General features: G+C 65.6%; 25 protein-coding genes. 20 read left to right on the top strand and 5 right to left on the bottom strand.

Going from position 1 to position 23,095, the window contains the following annotated elements:
• Positions 1 to 9: 9 nt before the first annotated feature.
• On the top strand, positions 10 to 1,329 hold the full coding sequence (locus tag CFB41_RS33915; protein WP_089459631.1) for an MFS transporter: 1,320 nt from the start codon (positions 10 to 12) through the stop codon (positions 1,327 to 1,329).
• A gap of 44 nt (positions 1,330 to 1,373) precedes the next feature.
• The gene (locus CFB41_RS33910) at positions 1,374 to 2,318 is read left to right on the top strand and encodes a dihydrodipicolinate synthase family protein (protein WP_089459630.1); all 945 of its coding nucleotides are present in this window, start codon (positions 1,374 to 1,376) and stop codon (positions 2,316 to 2,318) included.
• Positions 2,319 to 2,502: 184 nt separating this feature from the next.
• Here the strand turns inward: CFB41_RS33910 and fliD are convergent, their stop codons facing one another.
• Positions 2,503 to 4,005: a flagellar filament capping protein FliD gene (gene fliD / locus CFB41_RS33905; protein WP_089459629.1), complete on the bottom strand. Its 1,503-nt coding sequence runs from the start codon at positions 4,003 to 4,005 to the stop codon at positions 2,503 to 2,505.
• Between the two features lie 132 nt (positions 4,006 to 4,137).
• Positions 4,138 to 4,566, bottom strand: a complete 429-nt coding sequence (locus tag CFB41_RS37925; RefSeq protein ID WP_144029988.1) for a hypothetical protein — start codon at positions 4,564 to 4,566, stop codon at positions 4,138 to 4,140.
• 460 nt (positions 4,567 to 5,026) lie between these two features.
• Between CFB41_RS37925 and CFB41_RS33900 the strand changes: the two genes are divergently transcribed.
• The 9 genes from CFB41_RS33900 (at position 5,027) to CFB41_RS33865 (ending at position 12,129) form a co-directional block, all read left to right on the top strand.
• The gene (locus CFB41_RS33900) at positions 5,027 to 5,440 is read left to right on the top strand and encodes a DoxX family protein (RefSeq protein ID WP_089444519.1); all 414 of its coding nucleotides are present in this window, start codon (positions 5,027 to 5,029) and stop codon (positions 5,438 to 5,440) included.
• A 354-nt stretch (positions 5,441 to 5,794) separates the two neighbouring features.
• Complete coding sequence (locus CFB41_RS33895; RefSeq protein ID WP_089459628.1) at positions 5,795 to 6,760, top strand: SDR family oxidoreductase; 966 nt, start codon at positions 5,795 to 5,797, stop codon at positions 6,758 to 6,760.
• 292 nt (positions 6,761 to 7,052) lie between these two features.
• Positions 7,053 to 7,457, top strand: coding sequence for an extradiol dioxygenase (locus CFB41_RS33890; protein WP_089459627.1), 405 nt, complete (start codon positions 7,053 to 7,055; stop codon positions 7,455 to 7,457).
• A gap of 179 nt (positions 7,458 to 7,636) precedes the next feature.
• Complete coding sequence (locus CFB41_RS33885; protein WP_089459626.1) at positions 7,637 to 8,347, top strand: SDR family oxidoreductase; 711 nt, start codon at positions 7,637 to 7,639, stop codon at positions 8,345 to 8,347.
• 102 nt (positions 8,348 to 8,449) lie between these two features.
• The gene (locus tag CFB41_RS38390; protein WP_179250278.1) at positions 8,450 to 8,836 is read left to right on the top strand and encodes a hypothetical protein; all 387 of its coding nucleotides are present in this window, start codon (positions 8,450 to 8,452) and stop codon (positions 8,834 to 8,836) included.
• Between the two features lie 86 nt (positions 8,837 to 8,922).
• Positions 8,923 to 9,963, top strand: a complete 1,041-nt coding sequence (locus CFB41_RS33880; protein WP_373558641.1) for a polysaccharide deacetylase family protein — start codon at positions 8,923 to 8,925, stop codon at positions 9,961 to 9,963.
• A 26-nt stretch (positions 9,964 to 9,989) separates the two neighbouring features.
• A complete protein-coding gene (locus tag CFB41_RS33875; protein ID WP_089459624.1) occupies positions 9,990 to 10,448 on the top strand; it encodes a LysR substrate-binding domain-containing protein in 459 nt (152 codons plus the stop codon).
• Between the two features lie 72 nt (positions 10,449 to 10,520).
• Positions 10,521 to 11,084 (top strand): ester cyclase, encoded by a 564-nt coding sequence (locus tag CFB41_RS33870; RefSeq protein WP_089459623.1) that lies wholly within the window; start codon positions 10,521 to 10,523, stop codon positions 11,082 to 11,084.
• Between the two features lie 121 nt (positions 11,085 to 11,205).
• Positions 11,206 to 12,129, top strand: a complete 924-nt coding sequence (locus tag CFB41_RS33865; protein WP_089459622.1) for a LysR family transcriptional regulator — start codon at positions 11,206 to 11,208, stop codon at positions 12,127 to 12,129.
• 273 nt (positions 12,130 to 12,402) lie between these two features.
• Here the strand turns inward: CFB41_RS33865 and CFB41_RS33860 are convergent, their stop codons facing one another.
• Positions 12,403 to 12,675 (bottom strand): hypothetical protein, encoded by a 273-nt coding sequence (locus CFB41_RS33860; protein WP_089459621.1) that lies wholly within the window; start codon positions 12,673 to 12,675, stop codon positions 12,403 to 12,405.
• A gap of 675 nt (positions 12,676 to 13,350) precedes the next feature.
• Here CFB41_RS33860 and CFB41_RS33855 point away from each other — a divergent pair.
• The 5 genes from CFB41_RS33855 (at position 13,351) to CFB41_RS33830 (ending at position 18,312) form a co-directional block, all read left to right on the top strand.
• Positions 13,351 to 13,923 carry an Osa protein gene (locus CFB41_RS33855; RefSeq protein ID WP_089459620.1) on the top strand — a complete coding sequence of 191 codons (573 nt, stop codon included), beginning with the start codon at positions 13,351 to 13,353 and terminating at the stop codon, positions 13,921 to 13,923.
• A 253-nt stretch (positions 13,924 to 14,176) separates the two neighbouring features.
• Complete coding sequence (locus CFB41_RS33850) at positions 14,177 to 15,526, top strand: reverse transcriptase family protein (protein WP_089459619.1); 1,350 nt, start codon at positions 14,177 to 14,179, stop codon at positions 15,524 to 15,526.
• A 314-nt stretch (positions 15,527 to 15,840) separates the two neighbouring features.
• The gene (locus tag CFB41_RS33840; RefSeq protein WP_039355204.1) at positions 15,841 to 16,170 is read left to right on the top strand and encodes an H-NS family nucleoid-associated regulatory protein; all 330 of its coding nucleotides are present in this window, start codon (positions 15,841 to 15,843) and stop codon (positions 16,168 to 16,170) included.
• A gap of 298 nt (positions 16,171 to 16,468) precedes the next feature.
• Positions 16,469 to 17,716, top strand: a complete 1,248-nt coding sequence (locus CFB41_RS33835; protein ID WP_089459618.1) for an MFS transporter — start codon at positions 16,469 to 16,471, stop codon at positions 17,714 to 17,716.
• A 44-nt stretch (positions 17,717 to 17,760) separates the two neighbouring features.
• On the top strand, positions 17,761 to 18,312 hold the full coding sequence (locus CFB41_RS33830) for a DNA-binding protein (RefSeq protein ID WP_179250276.1): 552 nt from the start codon (positions 17,761 to 17,763) through the stop codon (positions 18,310 to 18,312).
• A 109-nt stretch (positions 18,313 to 18,421) separates the two neighbouring features.
• On the opposite strand, the gene CFB41_RS33825 is transcribed toward CFB41_RS33830, so the two are convergent.
• On the bottom strand, positions 18,422 to 19,531 hold the full coding sequence (locus tag CFB41_RS33825) for a polyamine ABC transporter substrate-binding protein (RefSeq protein WP_089459764.1): 1,110 nt from the start codon (positions 19,529 to 19,531) through the stop codon (positions 18,422 to 18,424).
• 242 nt (positions 19,532 to 19,773) lie between these two features.
• The gene (locus tag CFB41_RS33820; RefSeq protein ID WP_089459616.1) at positions 19,774 to 19,995 is read right to left on the bottom strand and encodes a hypothetical protein; all 222 of its coding nucleotides are present in this window, start codon (positions 19,993 to 19,995) and stop codon (positions 19,774 to 19,776) included.
• Positions 19,996 to 20,302: 307 nt separating this feature from the next.
• Here CFB41_RS33820 and CFB41_RS33815 point away from each other — a divergent pair, with 307 nt between their 5' ends.
• The 4 genes from CFB41_RS33815 to CFB41_RS33800 all read left to right on the top strand — a co-directional run bounded on the left by CFB41_RS33815 (position 20,303) and on the right by CFB41_RS33800 (position 23,084).
• The gene (locus tag CFB41_RS33815; RefSeq protein ID WP_105771285.1) at positions 20,303 to 20,554 is read left to right on the top strand and encodes a hypothetical protein; all 252 of its coding nucleotides are present in this window, start codon (positions 20,303 to 20,305) and stop codon (positions 20,552 to 20,554) included.
• A gap of 223 nt (positions 20,555 to 20,777) precedes the next feature.
• Positions 20,778 to 21,581, top strand: coding sequence for a transporter substrate-binding domain-containing protein (locus tag CFB41_RS33810; RefSeq protein WP_089459614.1), 804 nt, complete (start codon positions 20,778 to 20,780; stop codon positions 21,579 to 21,581).
• A gap of 4 nt (positions 21,582 to 21,585) precedes the next feature.
• Positions 21,586 to 22,320: an ABC transporter permease gene (locus tag CFB41_RS33805; RefSeq protein ID WP_089459613.1), complete on the top strand. Its 735-nt coding sequence runs from the start codon at positions 21,586 to 21,588 to the stop codon at positions 22,318 to 22,320.
• On the top strand, positions 22,317 to 23,084 hold the full coding sequence (locus CFB41_RS33800; RefSeq protein WP_089459612.1) for an ABC transporter permease: 768 nt from the start codon (positions 22,317 to 22,319) through the stop codon (positions 23,082 to 23,084). Before CFB41_RS33805 ends, CFB41_RS33800 begins: the two co-directional genes overlap by 4 nt.
• Positions 23,085 to 23,095 lie beyond the last annotated feature (11 nt).

Genomic DNA, 23,095 nt, shown 5'->3' with positions numbered 1-23,095 from the left:
ACAACCGCAATGAACGAAACCCCGACCGTTCCGCCCGCCCCGCCGCGTATCCGGCGCGGGCAACGCATCGCGCTCGCGCTGTTGATGGTGAGCGGCATCGTCAACTACCTCGATCGCGGCACGCTGGCCGTTGCAAGCTCGGCGATCCGCGCCGATCTCGGCCTGTCGCTCGCGCAGATGGGGCTGCTGCTGTCGGCCTTCTCGTGGAGCTACGCGCTGTGCCAGTTCCCGGTCGGCGGGCTGGTCGACCGCATCGGGCCGCGCCGGCTGCTCGGGATCGGCCTGATCGTGTGGTCGATCGCGCAAGCGGCGGGCGGCATCGTATCGACCTTCGGCTGGTTCATCGTCGCGCGCATTGTGCTCGGTATCGGCGAGGCGCCGCAGTTCCCGTCGGCCGCGCGGGTGGTGAGCAACTGGTTCCCGCTGCGCGCACGCGGCACGCCGACCGGCATTTTCAACGCCGCGTCGCCGCTCGGCACCGCGCTCGCGCCGTTGCTGCTGTCGATCCTCGTCGCGTCGTTCGACTGGCGCTGGGCGTTCATCGCGACGGGCGCAGCCGGTCTCGTCGTCGCCGTCGTCTGGTTCGCGCTGTATCGCGATCCGGTGCGCGCGCAACTGACCGCCACCGAGCGCAACTACCTCGACGCCGACGCGCAAAGCACGGTCGCGGCGCCGAAACTGACGTTCGCCGAATGGCGCGGCCTGTTCTCGCACGGCACGACCTGGGGGATGCTGATCGGCTATTTCGGTTCCGTGTACCTGAACTGGGTGTACCTGACCTGGCTGCCGGGCTATCTGACGATGGAGCGGCACATGAGCCTGATCCGCACCGGCTTTGCCGCGTCGGTGCCGTTCCTGTGCGGGTTCGTCGGCTCGCTGCTGGCCGGCTGGTTGTCGGACCTGGTCACGCGCCGCAGCCGTTCGCCGGTCGTGAGCCGGCGCAATGCGGTGGTGGTCGCGATGCTCGGGATGGTCGCGTTCACGATTCCCGCCGCGCTCGTGCAGAGCAACACGGTGGCGCTCGCCTGCATTTCGGTCGTGATCTTTCTCGCCAACGCGGCGTCGGCCTGTTCGTGGGCGCTCGCGACGGCGGCCGCGCCGCCGAGCCGCATCGCGTCGCTCGGCGCGATCCAGAATTTCGGCGGTTTCATCGGCGGCGCGCTCGCGCCGATCCTGACGGGCATCATCGCGCAGAAGTGGTCGTTCGTGCCGGCGCTGCTGGCGGCGGCGGCGATCGCGTTCGCGGGCGCGATGGCGTACCTGCTGCTGGTGCGCAAGCCGATTCCCGAGCAGGCCGCGAACGCCGCGCCCGGGCCGTTGCCGGCCTGAGCACGCGACATGCGCCACGCTTTCACTGAAGCAAGGAGAAACAGATGCAACACCCGCAGCAATCGAACGTGACCATCGAGGGCATCGTCCCGGTGATGCTGACGCCGTTCGACGACGCCGGCGCGATCGACTACGCCGGGCTCGAGCGGCTCATCGAGTGGTACCTGGCGCACGGCGCCGATGCGTTGTTCGCGGTCGCGCAGTCGAGCGAGATGCAGTTCCTGAGCCTGCCCGAACGCGCGGCACTCGCGCGCTTCGTGGTCGAGCGGGTGGCCGGGCGCGTGCCGGTCGTCGCGTCCGGGCACATCAGCGACGATCTCGACGCGCAGGCCGACGAGCTGTGCGCGGCGGCCGAATCGGGCGCGCAGGGCGTCGTGCTCGTGACCAACCGGCTCGATCCGCAGCGCAAGGGCAGCGCCGCGCTGCTCGACCATCTGCACCGGCTGCTCGCGCGCTTGCCGTCGGACCTGCCGCTCGGGCTGTACGAGTGCCCGGCGCCTTACCGGCGGCTGCTGTCGGATGACGAACTGCGTGCGTGCATCGACACGGGCCGCTTCGTGATGCTCAAGGATGTGAGCTGCGACCTGGAGACGGTGAAGCGGCGCGTCGCGCTTGCCGAGGGCTCGCCGCTGAAGATCCTCAACGCGAACGCCGCGATTGCGTGGGACGCGATGAAGGCGGGGTCCGCCGGCTTCAACGGCGTGTTCACCAACTTCCATCCGGACCTGTACCGATGGTTGCGCACGCAAGGGGCGTCGAATCCGGCGCTGGCCGACGAGCTGTCGACGTTCCTCGTCGTGTCGGCGGTGTCGGAGGCGCTGGGGTACCCGGCGCTCGCGAAGCTCTATCACCAGCGAATCGGCACCTTCGCGTCGATCCGTTGCCGCGTGATCGACTACGACGTGCGTGAGCGGTTCTGGGCGCTCGATGCGGTGCTCGACAAGATCGTGGCCGGGACCGAGCATTTCCGGCGGAGGATCGCCGCGTAATCGTGCGCGCGCGGGCGGCCGAGGTTGACGGTGCGGGACGGGGAACCGAGCCCGGCGCATGCTCGCGCACTGCCGGGCGTGCGTGAGTGAGGCTTCCACGCGGGACACCGTGCGTGGCGGCGCGAGCCGGTCGATCCATTGACCGGCGGCCGCCGCCACGATCGTCGGTCGGCCCGGACGCGCGTCACTTGTTCGCCAGCGTGCCGCTGCTGTTGGCGCCGCCGAACAGCCGCGTCAGGTACTGCGTGTTCGAGTTCATCTTGGCCATCAGCGCGTTGAGTGCCGTGAACTGCGCCTGGTACTGCTTGGTCAGTTGCGCGGCGTAGTCGGCCAGATTCGTCTGTTGCTGCGTGACGCGCTTCAGGTCGGCGCCCAGCGCGCTCGTGCGCAGGTCGATCATCCCGCCCGGCTTCGTGAAGGTCGCGATCTGGTCGGTCAGTTGCTTGCCGACCCCGTTCGTCGCGTTGAACAGGTGCGCGACCCCCGACGGGTTGTTGTTCAGCGCACTGTCGAGCTTCGCGCTGTCGGCCCTCAGCGTGCCGTCCTTCTCGAGTGAGATGCCGATCGCCGCCAGGTTCGTGTGCCCGTCGCCGTTCTTGTTGGGAACGCCGCGCGCGATGGTCGACGCGAGGGCGTTGCGGATCGTGTGCAGCGTCGAATCGCCGATCAGCGCGCCCTGCGCGCTCGCCCCTGGCGTGTAGCTCGACAGCGCGCCCATCGTCTTGATGACGGCGTTGTACTGGTTCACGAAATTCGTGATCGTGGCCGCCTGCGACTTCGTGTCGGGGCTGACCGTCAGCGTCTGCGTATCGGTTGCGCTGACCGCGGCCGCCGACAAGTTCAGCGTGACGCCGTTCAGCACGCCCGTCACCGTGTTGCTCGCGCTGGTCGACGCGATGCCGCTGACCGTGAACTTCGCATCCTGCGCGACGGCGCTTTGCCGCCAAGCGGCCGCGCCGTTCGCCGAGTCGATCTTCGACGGGCCGCCCGTCGTGTCGGCCGTCGACGTGACGCCGAGGTTCGACAGGCCGTTGTCGTTGGCCACGTTGCCGACCGCGACGCTGATCGTGCTCGCCGAGCCCGTTTTCGACGACGCGAGCACGAGGTGTGCGCCGTCGGTGCCGTTGATGACCGTCGCGCTGATCCCCGGGTTGTTCGAGGCGGAGTTGATCGCGGCCGCGATGCCGGACAGCGTGTTGTTCGTGCCGTTGACGTCGACTTTGAACGACTGGTTGCCGAACGACAGCGTCAGGGTACCGGTGCCGAGCGCCTTCTTTCCGTCGACGCCCGACGAAGCCAGCGACTGCGCGGTCGCGATCTGCGTGACGCCGATCGTGTAGGTGCCGGCAACCGCGCCTGCACTCGGCGTCGCGGTCAGGCCCTTGCCGCTCGCGACCGCGGTGAACGTCGACTGCAGCGCGCCATTCGCCAGCGTGGCGAGGCTCGCTTCGAGCGCGCCCAGCGCGGACGACAGCGCGCCGAATGCGGAAATCTGCGTGGTGCCGGTCTGCTGCGACGCGGCGAGCGCCGCGGCCCGGCCGGCCGTCTTCGCGTTCACCATCGTCGTGACGAGCAAGCCGACATCCATCGACCCATTGCCGGTCGAGCCGTTGATGATCGATTGCGCCGCCTGTTGCAACAGGCTGTTCGGGGTCGCGCTGCTGTTCACGGACATGTTCGTTGCCATGGGGGTCTCCGGTTGAAAGGCGTTCCCGTGACGAGCGGCTGTCGACGGCCTGCGTCGAGGCGCGTGCGGGCCGCGCCCGGAGCGACGCGTTCCGGGCGTCAGGGGAATGTCGGGAAAACGTAAGGACGTGCGCTATCGTATATTTAAATCTGTATTAATTAGTAATTTTTTGTAATGATTGTTGGGAAAATTGTGGGCGGAAATGCGGTGGTGGAGTGGGGTTAAAGGTTTGCGATTTTTTGCCGTTAACGGCGTACCGTTTTTATCGTATTTATTAAGGGTTTTTTGCTGGAATTGAGAACTTGCCGGGAGCGTGAATGTTTGATTGACTTTTTCGCTTGCTCGGCTAAACACCGGATCGATCGATAGTGCGAGGAAGGTGTTCTTCCCGGCCGCTATCGGGCTGGAATCCTTGTCCACACGACGGCATCCTCCGCGGACGACATCCACCTGCTTGCCCGAGAAACGTTTTCGTTTGCCAATACGCATTTCCAGGCCAGACGTCTTTGCCCCGAAGGCGGGCTTCGCAGATTGGAAAGAAAGTCGAGTTTGAAAATTCATTCACTGATGGCAGGTTTTTGCACATAAAGTTTCGTCGACTCGCGATCGAGATACTCCGATGCGGCCGGTTATCACTAGTTGGCGCTTCAATATCGACTGGATACGGATGCCGGAGATGAATGGGCAGTTTTCATGTCCTTGAAACGTAAGGGCGGATTCATTTGATCGGATTCGTGGCTGCTGCCTCGCGGCCTTGTTGCGCCCTATTGTCCACTTGATCGTGACAGCGAATCTTGTTTTGGCGGATTGATGATTATTGGGGGGACAGTAGACTGCATCCGTGCTTCGCCAGAACCGATCCGGAGCGCGCCGGAAGCGGCGTGACCAGGCGGATTCTTCGGCGGCGGGCCAGCCGGCTTGCTGTCCGATCGTGCGAGGAGTGGTTCGTTGCCGACCTGGCGCGCCGATTGGCGCGTATCGGCACCGGACGCATCAAACCGTCAATTCAAGGGTGATTGTCATGCGTTACGTTTCGCTGGAATCGAAGAAGGACGAGCTGCTGCTGGCGGCTCGCGTGCTGTTGATGATCCTGTTCGTGCTGTTCGGCTGGCAGAAGCTGAGCGGCTTCTCGGGCACGGTCGCGTATATGGCGTCGACGGGGAACCCGGCGCCCGAGCTGGCGGCCGCGATCGCGGTGGCGGTCGAGCTGGCCGGGGGCCTGCTGATCGCGGTCGGCTTCTATACGCGTCCGCTCGCACTGGTGTTCGCCGCCTATACGCTCGCGACCGCGTTGATCGGCCATCGCTACTGGGCGCTGCAGGGGATGGAGCAATACATGGCGATGATCAACTTCTACAAGAACGTGAGCATCATCGGCGGGCTGCTGTTGCTCGCACTGACCGGGCCGGGGCGGTATTCGCTCGACCGGAAGTAACGCGGAGCGCGGTTTTGCGCAGAGGTGACGGCCCGGTGCGTGCGAGCGCACCGGGCTTTGCTTTTGGGCGAGGTGCATGAGGTGGCGGCGCCGCGGATTGTCCGCGCGCAGGGGCGGCCGCGCGGCGTGTCGACGTCGTCGGCAGGACGGGCGTCATCCCGGTGGACGGGCGCGCCGTGCCGAGCGCCGGCCGCCGGCGGCGGCGCGCGTGATTCACGTGACGCGGGCCCGTCGCGGGGTTGCCGATCTGTCGCCACGATGTAGCGACTGTCATACTCGGCTATGCTCCCCGCGACCCGAGCGCGAGCGTCGAACGCGACCTCGTGCACTTCCCAGTCATCCGAATGACCGCCCATGCCAAATCCGACCTCGTCGACTGACCTCCCGACCGTCCTCCTCATCGGTGCCGCCGGCCTCCTCGGCCGCGCGGTTGCCGCATCGCTGGCGCGTGAATCGTCGCTGAACCTCATCGCGAGCATCCGGAACCCGCAAAGCGCGGGCGCCAAACGCCTGGCGCTGCCTCCGGAAAACCTCGCCGAACTCGACGTCCTCGACGAGCCGGCCCTCGAACACCTCTTCGCCACTTGCCGACCGGCCGCCGTGATCATCTGCGCGGCCGAGCGCCGACCGGATGTCTGCGAACGCGATCCCGCAGCCGCACGCGCCATCAACGTCACGGCCCAGGCCCGTATCGGTGCGCTCGCCGCGCGCTACGGCGCATGGACGCTCGGCATCTCCACCGACTACGTGTTCGACGGCAAGGCGGCCCCGTACCGCGAGGACGCCGCACCGAACCCGCTGAACATTTACGGCCGCACGAAGCTGGAAGGCGAGGCGGCCCTGCTCGCCGCGTCGCCGCTGTCGTGCGTGCTGCGCCTGCCGCTGCTGTTCGGCCCGATCGTCGACTGGAGCGAATCGGCCGTCACGAGCCTCGTGCCGGCGATCGTCGCGTCCGCGCAGCCAGGCGCCGAAGCTGTCGGCATGGACGCATGGGCGATCCGTTACCCGACGTATACCCCGGATGTCGCGGACGTCATCCGCGACCTGACGCTGCGCCATCTCGCGGGTGCGTCGATCACGGGCCTCCGCCACTGGTCGGGCGAGGAGCCGATGACGAAGTACGACATCGCGCAGCGGATCGCGGCCGCGCTCGGCATCGACGCCGCGCTCAAGCGAATCGACCAGCCGACCGACGCGACACCGCGCCCATATGACTGCCACCTGGACGCATCGCGCGTGCGCGCCGCCGGGATCGACCACGCGACGCCGTTCGATACCGCGCTGCGCGCCGTGCTGCGCGATGCGCCGCAGGGGCTGTAGGTGCTGCAGGTGCTGTAGGGTCGGGCGCCGCTCGCGGGCCGCACACGTGCGCCCATTGCGACGGCCGCACCATGAATGCCGTTCGCGGCATTGCCGAAGTCGTGCGCCCATGGCGTCGCGGCGAGATCGTGTCTCGTGAATCCGCTGGCGTGCGGCGAAACCGAGATCCCAGGCATCGAGCGGTCCCAATCTTCTCGTCGCCATTGAAGATCATTCAATGGCGAAGCCAATTATCAAGACCGACCGACGTGCGACAGAATGCGTTCCAGGCTTTCCCGCATGGACACGAAGCATGCATTTCGACCACGCCACCATCGTCACCGATGACATTGACGGTACACGCCGCTTTTTCGATGAGGTCGTCGGTCTCGATACCGGGCCTCGACCGCCGTTCAGGGTGGATGGCTACTGGTTGTACCTCGATGGCCGCCCGATGATTCATATCACGCGCGCGACGCTACCTGCGCACGCAGGCCGTAGCACGCCGCGCATCGATCACATTGCGCTTCGCGTCGACATACACCGCGAATGGGCGACGTTGATCGATCGACTATCCGGCAGTCGGATCGACTACTCGCTGAGCGAAGTACCGTTGTCCAATGAGCTTCAGTTGTTCGTGTCCATTGCGCCGGGGGTTTCCGTCGAATTCGTGACGACGCTCGCGGCCGATGAGCAGCCCGGGATTGCTAACGGATGACCGGATCCGCCGAATCGTCTCGCGAGACACATGGTGTTTGGCGGCTTCGCCGGCGACAGCGGCGATTCGGCGTGAGCGGCCGACGATCCTCGGCCGCAAGCGGTATTCAGCACATTTGACGCGTGTGACGGGCACGGCTTCATGCTTGGGAACACGCTTTTGATCGGAGGAAGCGAACGATGCAATTCAATGGACAAAACGTGCTGGTGGTCGGCGGAAGTTCCGGGATCGGCGAAGCGGCCGCGCGGGCCTTTGCGGCGGGCGGCGCACACGTGACGATCGCGTCGCGCGACGCGGCCAAGCTGGCGGCGAGCGCAGCGAGGATCGGTCACGGCGTGCGAACCGGTGTGATGGACACGACCGACGACACGAGCGTGCGTGCATTTTTCGATTCGGCGGGCGAATTCGACCACGTTGTCGTGTCGGCCGCGCAGACACCCACGGGGCCGGTGCGTGGTCTCGCGCTCGCCGATGCCTACGCGGCGATGGACAGCAAGTTCTGGGGAGCCTATCGCGTCGCGCGGGCCGTACGCATTCGGCAGGGCGGGTCGCTGACGTTCGTGTCGGGCTTCCTGAGCGTGCGGCCGAGCAAGACCTCGGTCCTGCAAGGCGCGATCAACGCGGCGCTCGAATCGCTGGCGCGGGGGCTCGCGCTCGAGCTGTCGCCCGTGCGAGTGAATACGGTATCCCCGGGCCTGATCGCGACACCGCTCTGGTCGAAGCTCGATGCGCAGGCGCGGGACAGGATGTACGAAGGCGCCGCGGCGCGCCTGCCGGCCGGCCGTGTCGGTCAACCCGAGGACGTTGCGAACGCCGTGCTCTACCTCGCGTCGACCCCGTACGCGACCGGCTCGACGGTGCTGGTCGACGGTGGCGGTGCGATCGCGTAGCGGCCGGGTCGGTTGAAGACCTGGTCGATCGCCGCAGCCGGAAGTTCCTGAACGGACACGTATTACTGCGGGTGTCGCGCGAGCAGGGCCGATATCGTCGGCATGACAAGCGATCGTGCGTATGTCTCGATCGCACCGATTGCCGCTGTTTTGGCGCCTGCCGACCATGCGATTGACCGGCGCGGCCGAGGTGGCGGGGATCGCGACGATCAATTGATTCGGATACCTGATCGGTTTTGCGAGGCTGATCGTGTTCGGATGGTTGAGGGATCGCCATCACGATGCGACGGCGCCGACGTTGCTGCCGGCGCTCACCGTCATTTACCGAAGGGTATCGACGCATTGAAGCGCAGCAGGCCGAGCGGACATGCCGTATCCGGACGGGACACCGATTTTTTGGTCTGGATTGAAAGTTTATTCATTTCGAGCCCCATTTTCAAAGCGGGGCCGCTTTCCGACAATGGGTTGAACGCGCACATATCTGCGTGACATTCCATACCCGTTCATTCGTCATCATGCATCGCGTTGCGGTGCGAGCGACGCGCTTGCGCGTCATGAGGAGATTGTCCATGGCAATTCAAGTCGATCACGTGGATCGTGATCCGGCCGGGCAGGCGCCCGACCAACCGACGCGCCGTTCGTTCCTGGCCAAGGCCGGAGCCGGCGCGGGCGCGTTCGCCGTCGGTGCGATGCTTCAATCCGCCCAGGCCGGTGCGCAAACGGGCAGCCCCCGATCGACCGCGGTAGCCGCGCCCGGACAGGGTGAATTCTGGCCGAACGGTGCACGGCTGGTCATTTCGATTTCGATGCAGTTCGAGGCGGGCGGACAGCCGCCGAAGGGTGCCGACAACCCGTTTCCGAAAGTCGATTTCCCGGCGAGCGTGCCCGCCGATCTTGCCGCGCAGGCGTGGTTTGCGTACGGGTATCGCGAAGGCATTCCCCGAATGCTGGATCTATGGGACCGTCACGACGTGAAGGTGACGAGTCACATGATCGGCGAGGCGGCGAAGCGGCATCCGCAGGTGGCGCGCGAAATCGTGGCGCGCGGCCACGAAGCGTCGGGCCATGGGCCGACGTGGAACTCGCAGTACGCGATGTCGCGACCGCAGGAACGCGAGTTTCTGATCCAGGCGCGATCGATGGTGGAGGAGGTGACGGGCCAACGTCCGATCGGCTACAACGCGAACTGGCTGCGACGCGGGCCGAACACGCTGTCGCTGCTGCAGGAGCTGGGCTACGTCTATCACATCGACGATACGAGCCGCGACGAGCCGTTCATCGAAAAGGTCAACGGCAAGGATTTCGTCGTGATTCCGTACACGCTGCGCAACAACGACATCCTGCTGGTGGAGGGGCGCAATTACTCGCCGGACAAGTTCCTAGAACAGATCAAGTTCGATTTTGATCAGCTGTACGAAGAAGCAGGAACGCGTCGGCGCATGATGTCGATCAGCGCGCATGACCGTATCAGCGGCACGCCGCAGATGACGCGCGCATGGGATGCGTTCCTGCGTTATGCGAAGACCCATCCGGGCGTTGCGTTCATGCGCAAGGACGACATTGCGCGGTTCGTACTGCAAAGCCCGATTACGGTACGCGAAAGCGAGACGATCTAGCGGGCTGCCCGAGCGCCTTCGCACAGGTGCGATCGTGCGAAGGCACTCGACGCCTCTTCACTTGTCGCCCGTCGTATCGGAGAAGCGGCGAAGCGGCGCTGACCCTGTGCGCGCATCCGGATGACCTGGTGGCCAATCCGACGATTCGTGCGGTTGATGATTTGCGGACGCATCGCGTCATTGCGTTTCGCACGCCGACCACGGGCCGCGACCGGCCGCTCGAGTTCGTCGAACACGGGCGAACGGTCGCGCGAGCCATCGAGTCCCGCTTCCGCATCAACCACGGTGAAGCGCTCGCCGAAGTGGCCGCGCCTGGCGCAGGCCTCGCACGGTTCCCCGAATTTCTCGCCAATGCCCACCTGCGCAGCGGCACGCTCGTGGCCGCCGCCGTGACGCTGATGGCGATTGCGGTGACCGCTTTCGCGTCCCGGCTTGATCGACGCGAGACCGCACAAGCGAATCGCACCGCCCGCTTCCCAGCCTGAATGACCCAAGTCGCACCACTGTCGGATCCAATCCGTTCATCGAGCATCGAGTACTCACTCAAGGAGCACGTCATGAAAACCCGCACCGTCCTTTCCGCCGTTTCCCGCATCGCGCTGGCCGCCGCCGCCGCCGCCGCTGCTGCCGCATTGCCTGCCGTCGCCGCGACCGGCGACGATCTCGTGCAGCCGAAAACGCTGATCGTCGACAAGAGCTTCTCGAAGCAGCAGGCCGAGCAACAGATTCGCGCGGCACGTCTGTACGACACCTTCTGGAGCACGGGCGACGAGGCCCAGGCCCGCGAGGCGCTGGCGGCCGATTTCACCGACCGCACCTTGCCCGCCGGTCGGCCGCAGGGCATCGCCGGGCCGCTGGCTGCATCGCAAGGCTTCCATCGCGCCGTGCCGGACGTCCACGCCGACGTCGAACAGATGATCGTCGCCGGCGATCGCGTCGTCACCCATCTGCACTTCACAGGTCACTTCACCGGCATCTTCAACGGCGTGCAGGGCAAGGGGCAGGTGGTCGACTTCATCGCCACGGACATCTATCGCATTCGTGACGGCAAGATCACTGACAACTGGCATCTCGAAGACAACCTGACGTTCCTGCAACAGCTCGGCTTGGTCGCCAGGTAAGCGGGTGGGGGCCGATCCTGCCGATCGGCCTTTTCCTCGTCCGTCCGCATCGCGTTACCATGCCCGGTCCGCGCGGCGCATCGCGCGGCACAACCCAACATTCCTTTCGCGCGACGCGACCATGGACAATCTCGGTGACATTCGCCTTTTCGTCGAAGCAGCAAGCCAGGGCAGTCTTTCTGCGGCCGGCAGAAAGCTCGGACTGTCCCCCGCAGCGGCGAGCGCCCGGCTCGTCAAGCTCGAGGGAGAACTCCACACGCAGCTGTTCGAGCGTTCGACCCGCAAGCTGCGCCTCACGGACGAAGGTCGTCTGTATCTCGTCCATTGCCAGCATGCGCTGCAAACGCTGGACGATGCGCGCGCGGCGTTGCAGGCCGGGCGTGCATCGGTGAGCGGGGCGTTGCGCGTATCGGCCACCTCCGATTTCGGGCGCACCGTGCTGCGTCGATGGCTCGACGCATTCAACGAACGTCATCCGAACGTCACGCTGACGCTCGTGCTCTCGGATTCGCTGTCGCACCTGCTGCAGGACGATATCGATCTCGCGATCCGGTTCGGCGTGCCGGCGGACAGCTCGATGGTCGCCAAGCGCATGGCCGACAATCGCCGCGCGCTATGCGCGTCGCCCGACTACATCGCCGAACACGGGATGCCGAACCATCCCGACGATTTGCGTGAGCATCGATGCATCGTCCTTTCTTCGGCGGCCGGCGCGGCGAACAACTGGCGTTTCGCGCGCGACGGGGAAACCGCGTCGTTCACCGCGCCGCTCGACCGTTCGCGTCAGACCAACGATGGTTCGCTTGCCCGCGAATGGGCGATCGAGGGGCGCGGAGTGGCCATGAAATCCATCTGGGACATCGGCGCCGATCTTCAGGCCGGGCGGCTCAAGTTGCTCCTGCAGGAGTGGCGCTGCCCTGACGTGCCGGTGAACGCGCTGTTTCAACGAACGCCTTATATGGCGCCACGCGTGCGCGCATTGCTCGACTTTCTCGAGCAGCGGTTCTCAGAAGCTTCCGAAGCGCTGGCGCCGTTTCTGCGGTAGTTTCCCGCGATTGCGGGCTTGCTGCGTTCGTCGGGTCGGCGCTGCCCTGGCGGGCGCCGGCGGTGGTCGGGATGAAAAATACCCGACAACGTTCGGCTCGTCGCGGCAAGCGCGGCTACTCCATGGATACCGGAACGGGAGTGGGGCGGGCCGCGGGCATGCCGCTGTCATGACGCGCAGCGCCGACACCCCGGCCCGCGATGGCGCCGGATTCGGAATGTCAATCCAGCCCCGGGCTCCACGTATTGATGATCGTCGAGCGATTAACGTCGATTAGCGAATGGCAAAGCGGGTTGCCGGCGAGCCATTCGCGCAATTATTGCCATAGATAAACAGATTTCTGTTCTCCGAATACACCTGGTAAATAATTGCATATACTTCCTTCGCGTTGAACGAATAGATGCCGTCGTTAATGGTCACCAGCAGGTTGCCGGTGGCGTCGGTTTCGAGCTTGTCGATCTTGCCGGCCTTGCAGAGCGCCTGCGCGGACGCGCACGTGGAGGTGAGCAGCAGTGCTGAAAACAGCACGGTTGCAATCTTCTTCATGACTTTCCTTTGGTATTGAATGATATAAAGCGATTTGACGATATCGGTCACGCCCGGAAAGACGGATATGCCTTTCCGGATTGCTGATTCACAAATGCCGGGAAATCAACGGTGGCCAGACAAGGTGGAAACTTTGCGACCAAGCACGAATGAAGCGATTCGTGCTGCGCCTCCGTATCTCGTTGATCTTTGAATCACGGTGTTGCGGCGCACAACACAGACTATTTATTTGATTTTGAGGGCGCCAATCGTATTAATTTATCGTTAATCAAATTCGATAATTTTTTGTTTGAATTTTATTTTCCTGAATTCTTCGGCTCGTTGTTTTTGTTTTTGTTTTTGATTGTTTCGATATTCAAATAATCGGCGGGGAATGTTGATTCGCGGGTTGATGGTGTGACGGGCATGGCAGGCGAAGCGCATGGGCGTTCATGAGGGTTCGAGCGTTCGGACGTATGGTTCGTCCGGTGCGCGAACTGCGCGGCGCACATCCGTTGATGCTGTAGTCGGCGCCGGCCGAGTTGAATCGTGCCGACCCGGAAAGACGCTACAATGCGCCAGTTCCCGACCACGGCGGGAACGTCGGGACACCGGGCCCACGGATTGCAAACACGTGACGCTGTAATCGCCCGCCCCTGACGCATTCGAACAAATCACGAGAGAAAGAGAGGGCCCATGCTGACACGTCTTCGTATCGGACTCGATCGCGCGCGCGACCTGCGCGAAGCGGGACGACCGTCTCCCATCCAGCCGCGGCCGCTGCCGAGCGAGCTGGTCGACCTGAGCGCGCAGCGCGCGACGTGGCGCGTCGTCGTTCCCGGCCAAGCCGACTGCTACATGGCGGCGACGCCCGCCGAAACGGAGCGCTTCGTCGTGCATCTCGACGCGCAGAAGTTCTACGGCCTGTGGCTCGGCACAAGCCCGGCGTTTCCGCAACCGAATTCGCAGGACTGCGTGCCGCGCCGCGTCATGCCGCTCGACAGCAAGTACGCGTCGGCCGCCGCCGCGTTCCGGGCCGGCCGCCTCGAACCGGTGGCGCTGCCGCCGGTCGGTTACTGGCTCGAGGGAAGCGGGTACGAAGTCGCGATGAGCAACGGCATGACGCGCACCTTCTGGCTGCTCGCCAACCGCGTGCGATCGTTTCCGGTCAGCGTCGACAACGCGACCTGGGCCACGATGCTGAACAACATGGCCGGCGTCGGCGTCGCGCCGATCGCGTACCGCGAACTGTTTTCCCGGCACGCGTAGGTCGTTCGCCGCGATCCGGCGCGCCGCGGCGGCGCCGGTTTGACACGCCGCGTTCGCGGCTATTAAAGTCGTATCGCGGGCCGGTGGGTCAAGCACACGCCCGGAACAGGCAGCCGATGTTCCAGGACTACGGGGCTACCCCGTGGATGAGATTGACACCCCGATGCGTCGCAAGGGGCCGGGTTGCGCGTGGCGTAACGCCTCCCCTCGCAGCACCAGTCACGTTGGCTCATCGTCCCGCCCATCTTTCTCCATGCATTCATCCCTGCGCGATACCACCCGCACGATTGCCGAGGCGATGCTCGCCGGGACGCCCGAGCGCGACGGCGTCCTCGCGCGGATGGCTGCCGTGCTCGGCGGCGCGCAGCCGTGGACGCACGAATGCGCGGACGCCGCGCTCGCCCGCTTCGGCGCGAACTGGGACGACGTCGGCATCGACGTGCTTGCGGCGGTGCTGGCCGATGCGGCCGCGTTCGTGCGCGCCTGGTATCGCGAGGATCGGCCGTCCGTGATCCGCGTCGTCCGGCGTCCCCCCGTCCAGCGGCCATTGCCGGCGCCGCTCGCCGGCTGCGACGTGCCGCAATGGGCGACGCCCGGCGATCTTGCCGACTGGCTCGGCGTGAGTGCGCCGGCGCTCGACTGGCTGTCCGACCACTGGCGCGTCGACGCGCGCAGCAGCGCCACGCCGTTGCATCACTACACGTACGTCGCGCACGACAAGCGCAGCGGCGGCAGCCGCCTCGTCGAAATCCCGAAAGGCCGGCTGCGCGAAGCGCAGCGCCGCATCCTGCACGGGCTGCTCGATCGCATCGCGCCGCACGGCGCGGTACACGGCTTTCGCAAGGGGCACGGGATCGTGTCGTTCGCGGCGCCCCATGCGGATCGCGATGTCGTCGTCCGTTTCGACCTCGCGGATTTCTTCGTATCGATACGCGCCGCCCGCGTGCACGCGCTGTTCGTCACGCTCGGGTATCCGGCCGAAGTCGCGCGCACGCTCACCGGGCTGTGCACCAACCGCGTGCCGTCCGCCCGGCTGCTCGCGCCGGACCTGCGCGACCGGTTCGACTGGATCGGCCGCCAGCGTTATCGAGAGCGCCATCTGCCGCAGGGCGCGCCGACGTCGCCGGCGCTGGCGAACCTGAGCGCGTTCCGGTTCGACATGCGGCTCGCCGCGCTCGCGCGTTCGCTCGGTGCAACCTACACGCGCTATGCCGACGATCTCGCCTTCTCCGGCGGCGGCACGCTGGCGCGCGACGTCGAACGGCTGCAGGTCCGGGTCGCCGCGATCGCGCTCGAGGAAGGCTTTGCGCTGCAACTGCGCAAAACCCGCGTGATGCGGCGCGGCATGCGGCAACAACTGGCCGGCGTGGTCGTCAATCGTCATCCGAACCTGGCGCGCGATGAGTTCGATCTCCTGAAAGCCATCCTGACCAACTGCATCCGCAGCGGCCCCGCGTCGCAGAATCGCGATGCGCATCCGGATTTCCGCGCGCATCTCGCCGGGCGCGTCGCGCATGCGGCCGCGCTGAACGCGGCGCGCGGCGCGAAGCTGCGCGCGCTGTTCGACCGGATCGCGTGGGACGCCGGCGACGCCGCCCTGTAATCGGACGTATCCGCATCGACGCCTTCTGTAATACGACGCCGAGCACTGCTATCATTCGCGCCATGCCGCGCCAGTGCCATGGTGCGGCGCTTACTTGCCGCAGCCGTTCGCCGTGCCTTCGTACACGGCGGGCTGCGCGTTGCCGGCCGGTCCTGTCTCATTGATTGACGCGCGGCGTCGTTTAGTGCGTATCGCGCAAGCCATGCCGGCTCAGGCAATCGATGCACCCATTTGACAGCCCCCGTCGGCGGAACTTCGTGGTAGGTTCCGCCATCGGAGCTTTTTGCGAAAACATGCCCAAAGAGGATGAATACATGACCCAGGCCCTGCAGGAACTCGAAGCACAACTTCGGGACCTGAACATCAAGCTGTCGGATGCGAAGCAGAAGGAGAAGCAGGCCGCGCTCGCGGCATTCAAGGAACAGGTCGAGCTTTTGGGAATTTCGCAGCAGGAAGTGCTGAGCGCGCTCGGTTACATCGTCCAGCGAAAACGCAAGGCACCTGCCAAGTACTACGATCCGACGACCGGCCGCTCATGGTCGGGCCGCGGCCCGCGCCCGAAATGGCTCGAAGGCAAGGATCTCGCCGCACTCGCCGTCGACCGCGAGGCCAAGACCTGGTGGCCCGGCGACGATCAAGGCTGAAGCCGGCCGGGCCGCGAGGCCGCCCGGCGCCGACCGGTTCGCGCGAGCGGGCCGGCCGGTAACACTCCGCCATCATGCTGTCTTTCATCCGTTGTCCGGCTTGACCGTGACATTACCGGCTTCGCCGTCGACACCGGATCGCCGTTTTTCTCCTCCCGTTCATTCCCCGCCAATTCCCGCTTGCCGTCCCGCAAGCAGGCGCCGACGCGCGCGCGAACCCTTTTCACCGGGGGGCGGCCGGCCCGTCGCTCACGGGCACTGGCTTTAAAATGTCGCCGGACAATCGTGGCAGGACACCATGGCAGCAAACATAGAATCTTCGACGCTCGGCGGCCCGCCGGCCTCGCGCGTGGAGCAGGTCGGCGCGTACGCGTGGAAAGCGCTGGCCGGATCGGCGATCGGCTATGCGATGGACGGCTTCGACCTGCTGATCCTCGGCTTCATGCTGCCGGCGATCACGGCGGCACTGCATCTGACGCCCGGGCAGGGCGGCGCGCTGGTCACGTGGACGCTGATCGGCGCCGTCGCGGGCGGTATCCTGTTCGGTGCATTGAGCGACCGGTACGGGCGGGTGCGCGTGCTGACCTGGACGATCCTGCTGTTCGCGATCTTCACCGGGCTGTGCGCGTTCGCCCAGGGCTTCGAGGATCTGCTCGTGTACCGCACCATCGCGGGCATCGGCCTGGGCGGCGAGTTCGGGATCGGCATGGCGCTCGCGGCGGAAGCGTGGCCGGCCAGCAAGCGCGCACGCGTGTCGTGCTACGTCGCGCTCGGCTGGCAGGCCGGCGTATTGCTGGCGGCCCTGCTGACGCCGTTCCTGCTGCAGCACATCGGCTGGCGTGGAATGTTCGTGGTCGGCGTGCTGCCGGCGCTGCTCGCGTGGGCGATGCGCAACCGGCTGCACGAGCCTGAAGCGTTCGTGCAGCGCGCAGCGCAGCCGAAGGCCAACGCGTTTCGCCTCCTCGTCGCGGACGGCCGCACCGCGCGCACGAGCGTCGGCATCGTGATCCTGTGTTCGGTCCAGAACTTCGGCTACTACGGGATCATGATCTGGCTGCCGACCTTCCTGTCGAAACAGATGGGCTTCTCGCTGACGAAGTCGGGGCTGTGGACGGCGGCGACGGTCGTCGGGATGATGATCGGCGTCTGGGTGTTCGGGCAGCTGGCCGACCGCATCGGGCGCAAGCCGACGTTCCTGCTGTACCAGCTCGGCGCGGTCGTGACGGTCCTCGCGTATGCGCGGCTGTCGGACCCGACCGCGATGCTGTGGGCCGGTGCGCTGATGGGCATGTTCGTCAACGGGATGGTCGGCGGTTACGGGACGCTGATGTCGGAAGGCTATCCGACGGCCGCACGCGCCACCGCGCAGAACGTGCTGTGGAATATCGGCCGCGCGGTCGGCGGCTTCGGCCCGGTCGCGGTCGGCGCGCTGGCCGCGCACTACTCGTTCCAGACGGCCATCGCGCTGCTCGCCGGCCTCTACGTGCTCGACATGGTCGCGACGCTGTTCCTGATTCCCGAGCTCAAGGGCGTCGAGCTCGAATGAGCGCGGTCAGCGCGCGCAACACAAAGACTTCGTTGAAAATTTCGATGCAACAGAAGAACAAGACGATCGGCGTGATGGGCTCGGGCAAGGAGCCGTGGCTCGCGTTTTCGGAGCCGCTCGGCGCGTGGCTCGCGCAGGCCGGTTTCAACCTGCTGACGGGCGGCGGGCAGGGCGTGATGCTGGCGGTCGCGCGCGCGTTCGCCGGCGTGCCGGGGCGGGCCGGCCGGTCGATCGGCATCCTGCCGACGCAGGCCGATCCGCTCGCGGGCTTCGTGCCGCTCGACGGCTATCCGCATCCGTTCGTCGACATCCCGATCCTCACGCCGCTGCCGCGCCGTGAGCCGGGCGCCGCCCCGGATACGCTCAACCGCAATTACGTGAACGCGCTGAGCAGCGACCTGATCGTCGCGCTGCCGGGCGGGCACGGCACGGCCGAGGAGATCGCGCTCGCGCGGCGCTGGCGCAAGCCGCTCATCTGCTTCGGGCCGGACGGTGCGTTTCGCGAGCTTGCGGAGGGGGCCACGTGCACGTCGTCGCTCGACGACGTGATCCGCTTCGTGGAGCACGCGTTTGCGGCGGAGCAGGCGCTGCGATAGTTCGCGCAACCGGTTCGACGACTGTCGTTGCGATGCGCGCGTGGCAGGTCGGCGCCCTGGCACGTGATGTCCCCGGTTTCGATGCGACGGCGTGCCGCCGGCGCGCGGTTCAGCGCCCCGTCTTCAACTGCGCCCACAGCCGGTTCTGCAGCCGGCGGATCTCCGGCGGCATCGGCTTGAGCAGCGTCATCTTGCTCAGCACTTCGTCGGGCGGATAGACCGACGTATCGCGCGCGATCGCGGGCTTCACGTACTGGCGCGCGGCCTTGTTCGCGGTCGGATAGAACACCGCGTTGGTGATGCCGGCGTTGACCTTCGGATCCTGCACGTAGTTGATCCACTTCAATGCGGCGTCGCGGTTCGGCGCGTCCTTCGGGATCACCATCATGTCGAACCACAGCAGCCCGCCTTCCTTCGGATTCGCGAAGCCGATCTGGTACGGGCGCTTCGCTTCGGCGGCACGGCGGTGCGCGATGCCGACGTCGCCCGAATAGCCGAACGCCACGCACAGGTCGTTGTTCGCGAGATCGTTGATGTAGCCCGACGAGTTGAACTGCGTGATGTACGGGCGCACCTTCTTCAGCACGTCGTACGCGGCGCGGTAGTCGGCCGGGTTCGTGCTGTTCGGATCCTTGCCCATGTACTGCAGCGTGGCCGCGAACACGTCGACGGCCTGGTCGAGGAACGACACGCCGCAGCTTTTCAGCTTCGCCATGTTGGCCGGATCGAACACCAGCGCCCAGCTGTCGACCGGCGCCTTGTCGCCGAGCGCCTTCTTCACGGCCTGCACGTTGTAGCCGATGCCGTCGGTGCCGTACGCCCACGGCACGCCGTACCGGTTGCCTGGATCGGCATCGGCAACCATCTTCATCAGCAGCGGATCGAGGTTCGCGAGGTTCGGCAGCTTCGACTTGTCGAGCGGCTGGTAGACGCTCGCCTGGATCTGCTTGGCCATGTAGTTCGAGGTCGGCACGACGACGTCGTAGCCGGAATTCCCCGACATCAGTTTTGCCTGCAGCGTGTCGTCGCTGTCGTAGTTGTCGTAGCGGACGTGCAGGCCCGTTTGCTTCTGGAAGGTCGGGATCGTGTCCGGCGCGATGTAGTCGGACCAGTTGTAGATGTTCAGTTCGCCGGCCGCGTGGGCGGTCGTGCCGGCAGCCGCGGCGGCAGACAGGATGGCGGCGGTTGCAACGGCGCGGCGAAGCGTGCGGATTCGCATGACGGAGTCTTCCATTTCGGTGCGCGCGTCGAGCCGCGAGGCGCGGGTCGTGGCGCGATGGTTCATTGGATGAAGCGGGCGTGCGCAAGCGTCGTTCGAAGGAAGCGAACGCGACGCGCAACGATCAGGAGTCCATTCGACTGAGCGCGCTGCATGTTCGAAAATGCAGCGCGAGCCGATCCCGTCACCGGTCGGGTGACACGGCCAATGGGTCGAACGGAGTCAGGGAACGGGGCGGGGCGCTAAGGCAGCAGCGAGGCCACGTCGTCGGTATGGATCGCGACGTATGCGCGCGCGGCGACGGCGTTGTGGCGGCGAACGGAGCGGCGGGACAGGATGGTGTAGATCGACAGCGGCAGGCGAGGGCTTTGCCCGCCGCCACCGTCGTCGGAGGACGCGATCGCGGCGCGCAGGTTTCGCGCATCGCCTCGTCTCCACCGCACCAGCGGGCCACGGAATCTCACGATTACTCTCGACCGGGTTGTTGAAAGTATTGAACACCTGACGATTCGCCGGCGGCTGCCGTTTCAGGTTTCGGTCATCGCATGTGCCGCGCGGCGGCATCGGTTGCGTGACGCGAATTGAAAGCTTGGCGGACACCTGAATCGCCGAAACATGACGCTTCCATGAATCATCAGGTAAATCGCTGTAAGGATGTCTCGGGATTTTCCCTAGGGATTCGAAGGCCGATAAATGCGTCCGGGTGGGGTGGCGAGGGTGGATGACCGGCGCACGTGAGGCCGCTTTGCCGGTCAAGACCGGCTCGAAGTGATGAGAATATTCGACGGTTTGCTGCCGCGATCGTCGGACATCATGGATGCGGACATGTCGGTCACGGCCGTTGGTTCTCCGATGGAAGTCGCAGCGTACCTCCGGATTGCCTTGCACACGCCGTTGCTCGTATTGCGGCATCCGTCGCGCATGTCGGATGGCCGCACGCGCGAATCCACGGCATTTCCTATCCGCCCGGAGCGTTTCGATCTCGTTGTGCGAAGCGGAGTGGAGGCGAAGTTCGTCGGTTGAGGGACCGTCGCCCCGACGTTCTCCAAACTCAAGAGACGCCGGATTTCGAGGCCGATGGTTTGAGTCGTCCCGGCCTCGGGCACGTAGGGCAGCGGCATATCTTCCGATCAGATATCCATCGAAAAAATAACCATTTGGTACACGCATCGGCAGGCACTAAAGTCACGCATCCCGATGCCGGTGCAACACCGGCGATGTCGACGTTATCCGAGAAGTCTGCCAAATGAATCGCTTGAAGCCCTCAACGGTCCGCCGTGCCGCGGCCGCACTGTTCGTAATCGGCCTGTTGCCGGCCGCCCACGCAGCGCAACCGACGCTGCGCGTCGGCATCGACGCCGAGTCGTACCCGCCGTTCTTCTCGAAGGATGCCACCGGCAAGTGGAAGGGCTGGGAGGTCGACCTGCTCGACGCGGCATGCAGCAAGCTCAATGTACGCTGCGAACTCACCGACATCGCATGGGACGGGCTGATCCCTGCGCTGCAGAACCGCAAGATCGACGTGATCTGGTCGTCGATGACGATCACCGGCGAACGGCAGAAGGCGATCGACTTCAGTCGTGCGTACTATGAGTCGCCGACGGTTTTCGTCGGCGCGAAAAGCGATCGGCGCCGCGTCGATTGCGCGGTGCCGGCCACCTTCAAGGATCGCGTGATCGGCGTGGAGGCGGGCACGAACTTCTCGGCGTTCCTCGATGCACGTTTCAAGCGCGACGCCCAGATCAAGGCGTTCGACAAATTCGACAACGCGCTCGCGGATCTGGTCTCGGGCCGGGTCGATTACGTGCAGGAAGCGAAGGGCTTGTTTACGGCCTTCCTGTCGTCGCGTGACGGCAAGGATTTCGAGGTCAAGGCCACTTGCGCGGACAACCCCGTGCTCGGTCTCGGCATCGGCGCGGGCGTGCGTCAAGGCGATGCATTGCGCGGCCGGTTGTCGACCGTGATCGCGCAACTGCAGCAGGACGGCACGTGGGATACGATCACCGCTCGCTATCCGAACCTGAAGGGTACGATCGAGAAGGGGCGCTGAGCCGATGGCCGCGGACGATTCGCTGCTGGCATTGCTTGCGTTCGGCGACGGCGGTTACGGGCGGATCTTCGCCGGCGCGTTCGCACTGACGCTCGGCGTCGCGTCCGCGTCGTTCTGCGCCGGGACGCTGCTCGGCATCGCGGGCGCGCTCGGCAAGCTGTCGCGACACGCCCCGCTCGCTTGGCTGGCACGGCTTTACACGACACTCGTGCGCTCGCTGCCCGAACTGTTGTGCCTGCTGCTCGCGTTCTATGCGGTCGCACCTGCGCTCGAGGCCGCGTTGCACGGCAGCGGCCTGGTGCCCGACGGCTTCGCATTCGATCCGTTCATCGTGGCCGCGTTGTCGCTCGGCTTCATCCAGGGCGCCTATCTGACCGATATCTTCCGCGCGGCGCTCATCAACGTGCCGGCCTGGCAGATCGAGGCCGCGCACGCGTACGGAATGAGCCCGTGGCAGACCTTGACCCGCATCCGGCTTCCGGTCGCGGCGCGGCTCGCGCTGCCCGGCGTCGGCAACGTGTGGTTGAACGCGACCAAGGATGCGTCGTTCATCAGCGTGCTCGGGTCTTTCACGGATCTGCTGAAGGCGAGCCAGCTCGCCGCCGGTGCGACGCGGCATTACGTTTTCTTTTACCTGGTCACGGCCGCGCTGTTCCTGTTGTTGAGCGTCGCGTCGACGGGCCTTTTCGCGATGCTCGAACGTTACGTGAATCGTGGTACGAGGCGCGCCTGCGCATGAATTTTTCGCTGACGTTCCTGCTCGACACGGTGATGCCGAAGCTGCTCGCCGCGGTGCCGACCACCCTGGCGTTGCTGCTGCTGTCGGGTATCGCCAGCATGGTGATCGGCATTCCGCTCGCGCTTGCGGCGGGTTCGCGTCACGCATCCTGGCGCTGGCCCGCGCGCTGCTGGATCATGCTGGTGCGCGGTACGCCGCTGCTGGTGCAGCTTTATCTGCTGTATTACGGCTTCGGCCAGATCGTCCCGCGCGAATGGATGCGCGACAGCTGGGCGTCGCCGCTGTTGCGCGACGCGTTCTGGTATGCGGTCGTCGCGTTGAGCGTGAACGAGGGCGCCTATGTCGCGACGATCCTGCGCGGCGCGATTGCCGGGGTGCCGGCCGGCGAAATCGAGGCCGGCTATGCGTACGGAATGACGCGGGCGGGTGTACTGCGCCGGATCGTCGGCCCGCGTGCGTGGCGACTCGCGCTGCCGGCGCTCACCGGCGAAGCGATCCTGCTGCTGAAGTCGACCGTCCTCGCGTCGACCGTCACGGTGTTCGACGTGATGGGGACGTCCAATACGCTTCGTTTCGAAACCTTGCGCGTTTATGAGCCGCTGGCCGGCGCGGCGATCGTCTATGTCGTGCTGGTCGCGCTGCTGACGATTCCCGCCGCCCGTCTCGAGATACACCTCAACCGCTACCTGACGCGCGAGCCCGACGATCGCGCGCCCGCACGGCGCCGCGGCGCATCGTCCGGCGCGTGGGCGGCACCCAACTGATTCCTGCTTTT

The organism is Burkholderia sp. AU33803, from assembly GCF_002223095.1.
Classification (GTDB): Bacteria; Pseudomonadota; Gammaproteobacteria; order Burkholderiales; family Burkholderiaceae; genus Burkholderia.
This window is presented reverse-complemented; position numbering and strand designations above follow the sequence as displayed.